A 12319-nucleotide genomic window follows, 5' to 3' on the forward strand; every position below is an offset into this window, starting at 1 on the left:
GGGGAGGTGGGGAGGCGGGCTGTGGAATTTGCGTTTGGGGCCGAGGACGAGGAGTTCCGCGCCGAGGCGCGTGCCTGGCTCGCGGAGCATCTCACCGGTGCGTTCGCCGGTGCGGTGGGGCGGGGCGGGCCGGGCAGTGAGCACGAGGGTGGGGCGGTTCGGCGGGCGTGGGAACGGGAGTTGGGGGCGGGGGGATGGATCGGGCTCGGGTGGGAGGTGGAGCCGAGGTCCGGGGGTGGGGGCGGGGCTGGGGCTGGGCCTGGGGGTGGGGCTGCTGGGGCTGGGGCCGGGGTGGGTTCGGGGTTGGGTTCGGGGTTGGGTTCGGGGTGGGGCCCTTACGGGAATCGGCGGGGGTCGCTCACCCAGCAGGTTGTCTGGGCCGAGGAGTACGCGCGCGTGCGGGCGCCCGGGCGCTGGGGGCACATCGGGGAGAACCTGCTCGCGCCGACGCTGCTGGCGTACGGGAGTCAGGAGCAGCGGGACGAGTTCCTGCCGCCCATCGCACGCGGGGAGGTCCTCTGGTGCCAGGGCTACAGCGAGCCCGACGCCGGTTCCGACCTGGCGGGGCTGCGGACGGTCGCCGTGCGGGACGGGGGCGGGAGTGGGAGCGGGAGCGGGGGTGGAGGTGGAGGTGGGGGCGGGGACGTGTATCGCGTCAGTGGGCAGAAAGTGTGGACGTCGCTCGCCCATGAAGCCGACTGGTGCTTCGTCCTCGCGCGTACGGAGGAGGGCTCACGAGGGCACCACGGCCTGTCGTTCCTGCTCGTGCCGATGGACCAGCCGGGGCACATCGAGGTGCGGCCCATCCGGCAGATGACGGGCACGAGCGAGTTCAACGAGGTCTTCTTCGACGGGGCACGCGCGCGTGGCGCCCATGTCGTCGGCGGGGTGGGCAACGGGTGGCGGGTCGCCATGGGGCTGCTCGGATTCGAGCGGGGAGTGTCCACGCTCGTGCAGCAGATCGGGTTCGCGGAGGAACTGGCGGGCGTCGTGCGGGAGGCCGTGGCGGGTGGGGCTGTGGGTGATCCCGTGGTGCGGGAGCGGCTGGTGCGGCAGTGGGCCGAGTTGCGGGTCATGCGGTGGAACGCGTTGCGGATGTTGGGGGGTGCGGGTGCGGGTGTGGGTGGAGGTGTGGGTGGGGGCGGGGGCGTGAGCAGGGGTGGGGGTGCGCAGGTGGGTGTGAGCGCGGGTGCGGGTGCGCGTGCGAGTGCGGGGGTGAGGGAGGGGGCGCCCAGTGTGGCCAAGTTGTTGTGGGGGCGGTGGCATCAGCGGCTCGGGGAGCTGGCCATGGAGGTGCGGGGGGCGTCGGCCGCCGTGGGGCCGGGTGACTGGTCCGCGGACGCGCCGTACGAACTCGACGCCCTGCAGCGGCTCTTCCTCTTCAGCCGTGCCGACACCATCTACGGCGGGTCGGACGAGGTTCAGCGGAACATCATCGCCGAGCGCGTGCTCGGTCTGCCGAGAGAGGCCAGGGGGCCTCGGTGAGGGGTGTGCGTGATGAGGGGTGTTGTCTTCGACGGGACGCGCGCCGAGGTCGTCGACGATCTGGAGATACGTGATCCGGGGCCCGGGGAGGTGCTCGTCGCGGTGGCCGCGGCGGGGCTGTGCCACAGCGACCTCTCGGTGATCGACGGGACGATTCCGTTTCCGTCGCCCGTGGTGCTCGGGCATGAAGGGGCGGGGGTCGTGGAGGCGGTCGGGGCGGGAGTCGCGCATGTGGCGCCCGGGGACCATGTGGCGCTCTCGACCATCGCCAACTGCGGTGCCTGCGGGGAGTGTCACCGGGGGCGGCCGACCATGTGCCGGAAGGCCATCGGGATGCCGGACCGGCCGTTCTCGCGGGGTGGTGAGCGGGTGTACCAGTTCGCGGCGACCTCCGCGTTCGCGGAACGCACCGTCGTCAAGGCCGTGCAGGCCGTGAAGATCGCGGACGACATTCCGCTGACGTCCGCGGCGTTGATCGGGTGCGCCGTGGTGACGGGGGTGGGGGCCGCGCTCAACCGGGCCGCGGTCGGGCGGGGCGACACGGTGGTCGTCATCGGGGTGGGCGGGATCGGGCTCAATGTGGTGCAGGGGGCGCGGATCGCGGGGGCGGCGACGATTGTGGCGGTCGACGCGAATCCGGAGAAGGAGGGGGTGGCGCGGCGGTTCGGGGCGACGCACTTTCTGCGGTCCACGGAGGGGGTGCGGGGCGTGCTGCCGGACGGGGCCGACCACGCGTTCGAGTGTGTGGGGCGGGTGGAGCTGGTGCGGGAGGCGGTCGATCTGCTGGACCGGCATGGGCAGGCGGTGCTGTTGGGGATGCCGGGGGCTGCGGCTGAGGCGTCGTTCGTGGTGGCGTCGATGTTTCTGGACAAGTCGATACTGGGGTGCCGGTACGGGAGTTCGCAGCCGCAGAGGGATTTCGCGCTGTACGCGGAGCTGTATCGGGGTGGGCGGCTCCTTCTGGACGAGCTGGTGACGGCTACGTATCCGGTGGAGGACTTCGACAAGGCGGTGGGGGATGCGGGGGCGGGGCGGGTGGCGCGGGGGGTCTTGACGTTCTGAGGGGGGTTCTGTTCTGGCGAGGTCTCCTTTGATGCCGGTCTTGCCTTCCGCCCGGTTGTGGGGCGGGGCCGTGGGGGTATGTACGTACTCGCTATCCCTGCGTCGCGCCTCAAGTCCAAAGGCGCCAGAGTGTGCTCGGTGCTCCGTGCGCACATACCCCCACGTCCCCTCCGGCCGGTTGCGCGACTGCCGGCCCGTCGCCACTTCTGCCCTTGGCTGGGGCTGTGTCTTGGGCTTGCCCCCGCCCCCCCGCCCCCTGGGCTCCTACCTGGCAGCTGCGTCGCGGGGCAAACGGGCGGGTGGGTGGGGAACATCCGCCGCGAAGCGGCGGGCTCGGTGCCCCTACCCAGGCGGGACGTCGCGGGGGACACCCCACCCACCCGCCCCTACTCCCGCGGGACGTCGCAGGGCAAACGGGCGGGCGGGTGGGATACATCCGCCGCGGAGCGGCGGGCTTGGTGCCCCTACTCAGGCAGGGCGTCGCGGGGCAAACGGGCGGGCGGGTGGGGAACATCCGTCGCGGAGCGGCGGGCTTGGTGGCCCTGGTCCGGTGGGGCGTCGCGGGGGAACGACTTCCGCTCCGGTTATTCGGAGGTGGCGGAGGGGTGGGGGTCGTTAGCGTCGGGGGATGGGGTATCGGGAGGTCATGTCAGGGGGCGTCGTCCGGTGGGGCATCGTGGCCGTGGGGGCGCGGATGCCTGTGGCGGCCGCGCCGCTCGCCCTCGTGTTCCTCGTCCGGGAGCGACCGGGCGGCTACGTCCTGGGCGCGGCGCTCGCCGCGGCGTACGTCGTGGGGGAGATCATCGGCGCCCCGCTGCTGGGGATGCGGATGCGGGCGGAGAGGGCGCGTCCGCAGCTCGCCGTGGGACTTGGGGTCGGAGCTCTCGGTTTTGCGGGGCTGGGACTGTTGCCGGACGCGCATCCCGTCGTGCTGGGAGGCCTCGCCTTTTTCGCGGGAGCCGGACCCGCCGCCGCGCCCGGTGGGCTGCGCGCTCTGCTGACCGCTCTCGTGCCGGAGAAGGCCGTCGCCCAGGCGCTGGCCGTCGAGTCGATGCTGACGTTCGCGATCTGGGCCGTCGCGCCCGCCGCCGTGACCGGGCTGGCGTTGGGTGCCGACCCGGTTCTGCCGCTGCTGTCGGCCGGGCTGCTGATGGGCGCGTCCGTGGCGGGGCTGTGGATGCTGCCCGTGGGGTGGGCGTCGGACGCGGGTGACCGGGGCGGCGAGTCCATGGCGCGGATTCTCGTGCGGGCCTGGCCCGTCTTCGTGACGGGTGCGGCCAGTCTGTCGATGCTCGCCCTCGCGGAACTGGTGCTGCCCGCGCTCCTGGAGCAGCGGGGAATCGGTGTGGGGTGGGCTGGGCCGTTGCTCGCGGGGCTCGCGGTGGGGTCGGCCGTCGGGTCGTTCGTGTACGGGCTCCGGCGGTGGCCGGGACGGTTGCGGACGCAGAGCATGGTGCTGATGTTCGGTCTGTGCGGGTGTCTGGGTCTTGTGGCCGTGGTGCCCGGCGTGGGGTGGATGTTCGGCGTGCTCGCGGTCGCCGGGGTGTTGCAGGCCGGCGCCATGCTGACCCGGAATCTGTCGCTGCGCGAGCTGCTGCCGCCCAGCGCGCTCGCCGCGGGCTACTCGGTGATGTACGCGGCGGTGGGCGCCGGTTACGCGGCGAGCGGCTCGCTGGCGGGCGGGCTGCTGAGCTTCGTGTCGCCGTCCACGGCCGTCCTGGCGGGCGTGGGGCTCGGCGTCGTGCTGACCGTCGTCGGTGTGCTGGGAGAGGTGAGGCCGGCCGCGCCGGACGCCGGTCCGTCAGCCGGCGGTGACGTCGCGGAACGTGCGGCGGTACGCGGTGGGGGTGACTCCGAGCGCGGCTTGTAGGTGCTGACGCATCGACTGGGCCGTGCCGAAGCCGGCGTCCCGCGCCACCTGGTCGACGGAGAGTTCGGTGGACTCGAGGAGGTGGCGGGCCCGTTCCACGCGCTGCTGCGTCAGCCACTGGCCGGGGCTGATGCCGACCTCCTCGCGGAACCTCCGGGTGAACGTACGGACCGACATCGACTCCTGTTCGGCCATGTCGCGCAGTTGCAGCGGCTGGTCGAGACGGCCCAGCGCCCAGGCCCGCGCCGATCTCGTCGTCGCCAACTGGGGTTCGGGGACGGGGCGGTGGATGTACTGGGCCTGGCCACCGTCGCGGTGGGGCGGTACGACGGTGCGGCGGGCCACCTCGTTGGCGACGGCGGTGCCGTGGTCACGGCGTACGACATGGAGGCACAGGTCGATGCCCGCGGCCACGCCCGCCGACGTCAGTACGTCGCCGTCGTCGATGAACAGCACGTCCGCGTCCACCTTGACCTTGGGGAACAGCTGCTGGAAGTGCTCGGACGACGACCAGTGCGTGGTCGCCGGGCGGCCGTCGAGGAGGCCCGCGGCGGCCAGGACGTACCCGCCCGTGCAGATGGAGACGAGCCGCGTGCCGGGCCTGATGTGGGCCAGGGCCGCCGCCAGTTCCTCGGTGAGGCGGCCCTCCTCGTACACCGGGCCCAGTTCGTACGACGCCGGGATCACGACCGTGTCCGCGGTGGCCAGCACCTCCGGCCCGTGCTCGACGAGGATCGCGAAGTCGGCGTCCGTGCGGACCGGGCCCGGCGGACGGACCGAGCACGTCACGACCTCGTACAAGCGCCGCATCTCCGGGGTCCGCGCGCCCTTGAAGATCCGCTGAGGGATGCCCAGTTCGAAGGGGATCACGCCGTCCAGGGCGAGGACGGCGACGCGGGCGACGGGGGTGGGTGCCGGGGCGGCCGGGGTGGAGGGGGGCGTGGGCGCGGGAGGCGGAGTGGGGGCGGGCGCCTTGGGGGAGGGCATGGCCCGATCCTAGCGAATGCTGTCCCTCGGGCCACTCGTTCGGAGCGGACCGATTCCGGATTCTGAATGACGTGACCCAGACAACCGAGACGTCGGCACGGAACGCCCCGCCGAGCACGCCGAAGCGTCGTACTCCCCGTATCCACCGCGCGTGGTTCGTCGCAGCCGTCACCTTCGTGACGATCATCGGCGCCGCCGCGTTCCGCTCTCTGCCCGGCCTCCTCTTCGACCCGCTGAACGACGAGTTCGGCTGGTCGCGCGGCACCGTCGGGCTCGCGGTCTCCGTCAACCTCGCGCTGTACGGCCTGACCGCGCCGTTCGCCGCCGCCCTCATGGACCGCTTCGGCATCCGCAAGGTCGTCGCCGTCGCGCTGATCGTGATCGCGTGCGGTTCCGGCCTCACCGTGTGGATGGACTCCGCCTGGCAGCTGCTGCTCTGCTGGGGTCTGCTCGTCGGGCTCGGGTCCGGCTCCATGGCGCTCGCCTTCGCCGCCACCGTCACCAACCGGTGGTTCACCGAACGGCGCGGCTTGGTCACCGGCCTGCTCACCGCGGCCTCCGCCTCGGGTCAGTTGATCTTTCTGCCGCTCCTCTCCTGGATCGTGGAGACGCACAAGTGGCGGCCCGCCACCGTGACGGTCGCCCTCGCCGCCCTCGTGGTCGTCCCCTTCGTGTGGCTGCTGCTCCGCGACCACCCCGCCGACGTCGGCCTGAAGCCCTACGGAGCGAAGGAGTTCGTGCCGAAGCCCCCGCCCGTGCCGGGCGCGGCACGGCGCGCCATCACGATCCTCCTCAAGGCCGTCCGCACGGGCCCCTTCTGGCTGCTGGCAGGGTCCTTCGCGATCTGCGGCGCCTCGACGAACGGGCTCATCCAGACCCACTTCGTACCCGCCGCACACGACCATCACATGCCCGTCACGGCCGCCGCCTCCCTGCTCGCCGTCATCGGGATCTTCGACATCATCGGTACCGTCGCCTCGGGCTGGCTCACGGACCGCTTCGACGCGCGGCGCCTGCTCGCCGTCTACTACGCGCTGCGCGGCATCTCCCTGCTCTTCCTGCCGATCCTGCTCGCGCCGACCGTCCACCCGCCGATGGTCTTCTTCATCGTCTTCTACGGCCTGGACTGGGTCGCCACCGTCCCGCCGACCCTCGCCCTCTGCCGCGAGCAGTACGGCGACGACAGCGCGATCGTCTTCGGCTGGGTCCTCGCCTCCCACCAGGTGGGTGCCGCGCTGGTGGCGTTCCTCGGCGGGGTGGTGCGGGACAGCTTCGGCTCGTACGACGTGATCTGGTACGCCTCCGGGGCGCTGTGCGCGGCGGCGGCGCTGATGGTGCTGGTGATCCGGCGACGCGAGCCGGGGCCGGAACCCGTGGCGGTGGCCGCCTGAGGGGTGCGGGCGGGCGGTGGGGTCGGAAAAGCTCTCAGCGGGTGAAGCGGCCGAACGTTCCCCGGTGGAAGAGCAGCGGGCCGGTGTCGCCCTCGGCGCCGCCCTCGGTGTCGCCCTTGGCGTCGTCCTCGGCGTCGTCCTCGGCCGCGCCGAGGGCGTCCACCCGGCCCACCACGATGAGGTGGTCGCCGCCGGTGTGCACGGCCTGGATCGTGCAGTCGATCCAGGCCGGCGCTCCCGCCAGGCGCGGGGAGCCGGACACGGGTGCCGGGTCGTAGTCCACCCCGGCGAACTTGTCGGCGCCGCTCACCGCGAAGGCACGGCAGAGCTCGGCCTGGTCGGCGCCGAGGATGTTGACGCAGAAGACGCCCGCGCGTGCGATACGCGGCCACGTCGTCGACGTACGCGCCACCATGAAGGAGACCAGGGGCGGGTCCAGGGAGAGCGAGGAGAAGGACTGGCAGGCGAAGCCCGCGGGGCCGTCGCCTCCGCTCGGCCCGCCCGGCCCGCCGGTTCCCTCTATGGGTGGGGCCGTGATGACGGTGACGCCCGTCGCGAAGTTCCCCAGCACGCGCCGGAACTCGCCCCGGTCGAGCGGCGCCCGCTCGTCGTCGGCGACCGCTCGCAGCTGAGGGCGGGGTAGAGCCTCGACGGGGGCCGTGGTGGTGCGGGCCCCGACCGACCTGAGGTATCGAACAGCGGTGGCCGCCATCCCTGCGTGTCCCATCACACCGACCATTGAAGCTGACGGAGCGTCAGATGTGAAGGGCGCGGCCGGGTCGGGCCGGGCGGATCGCTGTCGGCGCATGCGTGGCTTCGGCCTAGTGAAGCGGGGAATGCGGGTCGGTCGGGCCTGGGGTGATGCGGATGTGGGGGGCGCGGGGCCGCGGGGCTGCCGGGGTGGCGGGGCTGCCGGGGTGGCGGGGCTGCCGGGGTGGTGGGTCGCCGGGGTGGTGGGTCGTCGGGTCGCTGGGGTGGCGGGCTGCCGGGTCGCTGAGGTGCCGGGTCGCTGAGGTGCCGGGCCGCCGGGGTGGCGGGCTGCCGGGGTGGCGGGTCGCCGGGTCGCCGGGTTGCGGGGGTGGCGGGCTGCCGGGGTGGCGTGCGCGGCTCAGGCGGTGGGGGGCGGCGTGGGGGTCAGCGGCCTCGGAAGTTTGGGGTGCGGCGCTCGGTGAAGGCGGTCACGCCCTCGTTCGCGTCTGCCGTGGTCATGTTGATTTCCTGCGCTGCCGCCTCCGCCGCGAAGGCCGTCGCCCGGTCCGACTCCAGGGACGCGTTGACCAGCTGCTTGGTCAGGGCGAGGGCGCGGGTCGGCCCCGCCGCGAGCCGTGCCGCCCACTCCCGCGCCGTCTTCTCCAGCTCCTCGGCCGGTACGACGCGGTTGACGAGCCCCATCCTCTCGGCGTCCACGGCGGACAGGGAGTCCCCGAAGAACATCAGCTCCTTCGCTCGCTGCGGCCCGATCAGCCGGGGCAGCAGGTAGGCGCCGCCGCCGTCCGGCACGAGGCCGCGGCGCACGAACACCTCGATGAATCTGGCCGGCTCGGCGGCGATGACCAGGTCGCAGGCGAACGCCAGATGGGCGCCGATACCGGCGGCGGTGCCGTTCACTGCGGCGATCACCGGCTTCTCGCAGTCGAGGACCGCCGCGACGAGCCGCTGCGCGCCTTGCCGGATGGTGCGGGCGACGTCACCGGGCACGCGTTCGTGTCCGTTTCCGGGTTCGGGTTCGCGGTCGGGTTCGTGTTCGCCTTCGCCCGAGGCTGTCGTCTTGCGCAGGTCGGCGCCCGCGCAGAACCCCTTGCCGGTCGCAGTGATCACGACGGCCCGTACGTCGGGGTCGCCGGAGGCCTCGCGGAGCAGGTCGATGACGCGGTCGCGCTGGTCCCGGGTGAGGGCGTTCAGGGCCTCCGGCCGGTTCAGCGTGATCCACGAGACGGCGTTGTCAGTGGTGTGCCGTATCAATGAGTCGAGGGGGTCGGCCCGGGGGCGGGCGCGGGGTTCGGTGTGATGTTGGTTTCGGGGGGCGGGGGAGGCGGTCATGAGGGAGTGGCTCCGATTCGTGCGGGGGTGGGTTCGGGCGTGGGTGTGGGAGCGGGTGTGGGTGTGGGTTCCGGCGCAGGGCCTAGCGGCAGACGGCGAGTGCGTCGAGGGCGACAGCCCCTTGTCCGCGCGGCAGCACCATCAAGGGGTTGATGTCCAACTCCGCGATCTCGTCGCCGAGTTCGAGAGCCATGCGCTGCACCCGCAGCACGACTTCGACGAGCGCGTCGACGTCGGCGGGAGCCGCGCCCCTGACCCCGTCGAGAAGCGCGCGCCCGCGAAGCTCGGACAGCATCGTCTTCGCCTGCTCCTCACCGAAGGGCGGCACCCGCACGGCCGTGTCCTGCAGCACCTCGACGAGTACGCCGCCCAGCCCGGCCGTTACGGTCGGCCCGAAGAGCGAGTCGTGGGTGACGCCGACGACCATCTCGACGCCCGGCTCGACCATCTGGCAGACCAGGACGCCGTCCAGCGCGACACCCTCGTAGCGGGCGATGTCCGTGAGCTCCCGATAGGCGTCCCGCACCTGGCTCGCCGAGGTCAGCCCGACCTTCACAAGGCCCAGCTCCGTCTTGTGCGTGAGCTGCGCCCCCGACGCCTTCATGACGACCGGGTAGCCGACGAGCCCCGCCGCCCGGACGGCCGCCGCCGCGCTGGTCACCAACTGCTCCCGCGGCACCCGGATGCCGTACGCGCGCAGCAGCTGCTTCGCCGCGTGCTCGCTGAGCTGCTGGCCGGGCCGCATCAGGGCCTGCGCCTTGCGGAAGGAGGGGGAAGGGGTGCGCGGCGCCTCGTCGAAGGGGGAGCGGTAGCCGGTCGTGAAACGGTGGTGGTCCAGATGGGCGCGCACCGCCGTGATGCAGTTGGCGAAGGTGCGGAAGGTCGCGACGCGCGAGGAGCCGAGGAGCGTCTTGCGGTAGGCGTCCTCGGTACCGACGGGCGAGCCCCACACCACGCACACCAGCTTGTCCGTCTGCTCCGCCGCTTCCACCAGATCCTGTGCGAGCTTGTCGCTCATCGGCGGGAAGGGGCCGGTGATCGGGCAGATCAACACCCCCACCTGCGGGTCGTCGAGGATCGCGTCGATGATCCTGCGGCCGCGCCAGTCACCGACGGGGTGCCCGCCGTTGTCGACGGGGTTGGTGACGTTCAGGTACTCGGGTATCCACTGGTGCAGCTCCGCCTGCTTGGCGGCGGACAGCGTGGGCAGACAGAGCCCGGCCTCGGTCGCCATGTCCGAGAAGTGCGCGCCCGTGCCGCCCGAGATCGAATAGACGGCCACGCCGTCGGCCTGCGGTCGGCGGGCCCGCGCCAACAGGGCTGCCGTGTCCTGGAGTTCGTCGAGCCCGTCGACGCGGATCACACCGAACTGCCGCATCGCCGCGTCCACCACCGTGTCGGCGCCGGTCAGTTTGCCGGTGTGTGAGGCGGCCGTGCGGGCGCCGGTCTCCGTGCGGCCGACCTTCACGGCGACGACGGGCACGCCGCGCCGGGCCGCCCGGTCGGCGGCGAGCAGGAAGGCGCGGCCGTCCTTGAGCCCCTCCACGTAGCAGGCGATGGCGCCGACCTCGGGCCGTTCGGCGAAGTAGGAGATGAAGTCGGAGGTCTCCAGGTCGGCTTCGTTGCCGGTGGGCGCCCAGTGGGAGAGGCGTACGCCGAGTTCCTGCATGGTGAAGACGGGGCGGCCCTGGTGGCCGGACTGGGTGATCAGGGCGATGGCGGGGCCCTCGAGGTCGTCGCGGAAGTGCTCGAAGGCGTTGAGGTTGGTGTTCGGGCCGAGCAGCCTGAGGCCGGAGCGCTGGACGGCGGCGGCGAGGCGGGCCTGGGCGGCCGCGCCCTCCTCGCCGGTCTCGGCGAATCCGGAGGCGAAGGCGACGGCGAACCGTACTTTTTCCTCGGCCAGTTGCTCGATGACGGGCAGTGGGTCGGCGACCAGCAGTACGGCCAGGTCGACCTGTTCGGGCAGGTCCGCGACGGAAGGGAAGCAGGGGATGCCGAAGACCGACTGACGTGTGGGGTGTACGGGGTGCAGGCGGGCGCCGACGCGCTCGGCCCAGGTGATGAGCTGGCGGGTGATGCCGGTGTTGGGCCGTCCCTCGGTGTCCGACGCGCCTATGACGGCGACGGAGGCGGGGCGGAAGAAGCGGTCCAGGTCGGGTACGTCCGCGTACAGTGGCCGGCCGCTGACGTCCAGGTCGTCCGCCGTGGCGGCTCTGCCGTGGACGGCGCCGGGAGGGAGTTCGCCGCAGGCCACAACATGCGCGCGGCGGGGGTCGGTGGTGAAGGTGCCGTGAGTCGATCCAAGCATCGGTCCGCCCGCTCCTGTGTGACAACACTTACCTGACGCTCAGTCAGATTACTGAACTGACGCTTCGTCAGGAATGGTGCTGCACGCAAAGCCTGGCGCCGCGGGCGCCGCGGGCGGCGTGGGCGGTGGGGTGGGGCGCCCTTGCCGGCCTGACCCTGTCTACGGAAGCGCAGAATCCGCGTGCTGCCAAGGTCGGGAATCGGTCGTGGTGCGTCGGGTGGGGCGCGGGGTCTCCCTTGGGTGCGGGTCGTGCCTTCTGTGCGTCTGTGGGGCGGGGCCGTGGGGGTATGTACGTACTCGCTATCCCTGCGTCGCGCCTCAAGTCCAAAGACGCCACAGTGCGCTCGGTGCTCCGTGCGCACATACCCCCACGTCCCCTCGGGCCGGTTTCGCGACCGTCCGCCGGTGGGGGTGTCTGCACCCGGTCACCGCGGCCCTCGGGTCGGATTCGTGCCTGCGGCTTGGTGGGGTCCTCGTGCGAACCGGGGCGTCTCCACCGTCCGGTTTTGTGGCTGTGGTCCGGTCCAGGTTGCGGGGGGACGCTCGACTTGCCCGCCCTAATTCCCGCCGCAGGTGTCCAGGGGGTTGCCCGCCGACCTGGCCCGTCTCCCGCAGAGGGGCGCGGCGTCCACCGCACCCACCCGCCCCAGCTCCGCCACGTGTCGCGTGGGTCGTCCCTTCCGCCCGCCCCAGCCCGGCCGTGTGTCGCGGGGGTCGCCCCTTCCGCCTGGCCTAGCCCCGCCACAGGTTGCGGGGGTCACCGCACCCGCCCGCCCCAGCCCGGCCACGGGCCACGTGGGTCGCCCCACCCACCCCTCCCCGGCTTCGCCACGGGTCGCGTGAGTCGCCCCACCCACCCCGCCCCAGCCCCGCCACAGGTTGTGGGGGTCGCCGCACCCGCCCACCCCAGCCCGGCCACGGGTCGCGTGAGTCGCCCCACCCACCCCGCCCCAACCCCGCCACAGGTTGCGGGGGTCACCGCACCCGCCTGCCCCAGCCCGGCCACGGGTCACGTGGGTCGTCCCACCCACCCCGCCCCGACTCCCGCCTTGCGTAGTGGGGGACGTCCCTTCCGGGCGCCCCTACTCCCGCAGGGCGTTGCGAGGTGAACGGGTGGGTGGGTGGGACGACCCACGTGACCCGTGGCCGGGCTGGGGCAGGCGGGTGCGGTGACCC

At 72.8% G+C, this 12319-nt stretch carries 8 protein-coding genes; 4 read left to right on the forward strand and 4 right to left on the reverse strand.

Annotated features, from left to right (window positions below):
* The first annotated feature begins 21 nt into the window (after nt 1-21).
* From AB0N81_RS03925 to AB0N81_RS03935, 3 genes are all read left to right on the forward strand, one after another.
* Nucleotides 22-1485: an acyl-CoA dehydrogenase family protein gene (locus AB0N81_RS03925; protein ID WP_365355384.1), complete on the forward strand. Its 1464-nt coding sequence runs from the start codon at nt 22-24 to the stop codon at nt 1483-1485.
* 12 nt (nt 1486-1497) lie between these two features.
* Nucleotides 1498-2547 carry an alcohol dehydrogenase catalytic domain-containing protein gene (locus AB0N81_RS03930; protein ID WP_365355386.1) on the forward strand — a complete coding sequence of 350 codons (1050 nt, stop codon included), beginning with the start codon at nt 1498-1500 and terminating at the stop codon, nt 2545-2547.
* Between the two features lie 628 nt (nt 2548-3175).
* Nucleotides 3176-4417 (forward strand): MFS transporter, encoded by a 1242-nt coding sequence (locus AB0N81_RS03935; protein ID WP_365355388.1) that lies wholly within the window; start codon nt 3176-3178, stop codon nt 4415-4417.
* On the opposite strand, the gene AB0N81_RS03940 is transcribed toward AB0N81_RS03935, so the two are convergent.
* Nucleotides 4349-5404: a helix-turn-helix domain-containing protein gene (locus AB0N81_RS03940; RefSeq protein WP_365355389.1), complete on the reverse strand. Its 1056-nt coding sequence runs from the start codon at nt 5402-5404 to the stop codon at nt 4349-4351. The genes AB0N81_RS03935 and AB0N81_RS03940 overlap by 69 nt on opposite strands.
* A gap of 71 nt (nt 5405-5475) precedes the next feature.
* Here AB0N81_RS03940 and AB0N81_RS03945 point away from each other — a divergent pair, with 71 nt between their 5' ends.
* Entirely contained in the window at nt 5476-6795 is a 1320-nt protein-coding gene (locus AB0N81_RS03945) for an MFS transporter (protein WP_365355391.1), read from the forward strand.
* 34 nt (nt 6796-6829) lie between these two features.
* Here the strand turns inward: AB0N81_RS03945 and AB0N81_RS03950 are convergent, their stop codons facing one another.
* From AB0N81_RS03950 to AB0N81_RS03960, 3 genes are all read right to left on the reverse strand, one after another.
* On the reverse strand, nt 6830-7522 hold the full coding sequence (locus tag AB0N81_RS03950) for a flavin reductase family protein (protein ID WP_365355393.1): 693 nt from the start codon (nt 7520-7522) through the stop codon (nt 6830-6832).
* Nucleotides 7523-7929: 407 nt separating this feature from the next.
* A complete protein-coding gene (locus AB0N81_RS03955; protein ID WP_365355394.1) occupies nt 7930-8835 on the reverse strand; it encodes an enoyl-CoA hydratase-related protein in 906 nt (301 codons plus the stop codon).
* 82 nt (nt 8836-8917) lie between these two features.
* Nucleotides 8918-11143 (reverse strand): acetate--CoA ligase family protein, encoded by a 2226-nt coding sequence (locus AB0N81_RS03960; protein WP_365355396.1) that lies wholly within the window; start codon nt 11141-11143, stop codon nt 8918-8920.
* Nucleotides 11144-12319 lie beyond the last annotated feature (1176 nt).

Origin of the sequence: Streptomyces sp. NPDC093510, from assembly GCF_040683555.1 — a bacterium.
In the GTDB taxonomy this organism is placed as follows: domain Bacteria; phylum Actinomycetota; class Actinomycetes; order Streptomycetales; family Streptomycetaceae; genus Streptomyces.

Bases quoted from the DNA above. Each gene is read 5' to 3' on its own strand.
- AB0N81_RS03930 (WP_365355386.1), top strand. From the start codon at position 1,498: ATGAGGGGTGTTGTCTTCGACGGGACGCGCGCCGAGGTCGTCGACGAT.
- AB0N81_RS03935 (WP_365355388.1), top strand. From the start codon at position 3,176: ATGGGGTATCGGGAGGTCATGTCAGGGGGCGTCGTCCGGTGGGGCATC.
- AB0N81_RS03940 (WP_365355389.1), bottom strand. From the start codon at position 5,404: ATGCCCTCCCCCAAGGCGCCCGCCCCCACTCCGCCTCCCGCGCCCACG.
- AB0N81_RS03950 (WP_365355393.1), bottom strand. From the start codon at position 7,522: ATGGGACACGCAGGGATGGCGGCCACCGCTGTTCGATACCTCAGGTCG.
- AB0N81_RS03955 (WP_365355394.1), bottom strand. From the start codon at position 8,835: ATGACCGCCTCCCCCGCCCCCCGAAACCAACATCACACCGAACCCCGC.
- AB0N81_RS03960 (WP_365355396.1), bottom strand. From the start codon at position 11,143: ATGCTTGGATCGACTCACGGCACCTTCACCACCGACCCCCGCCGCGCG.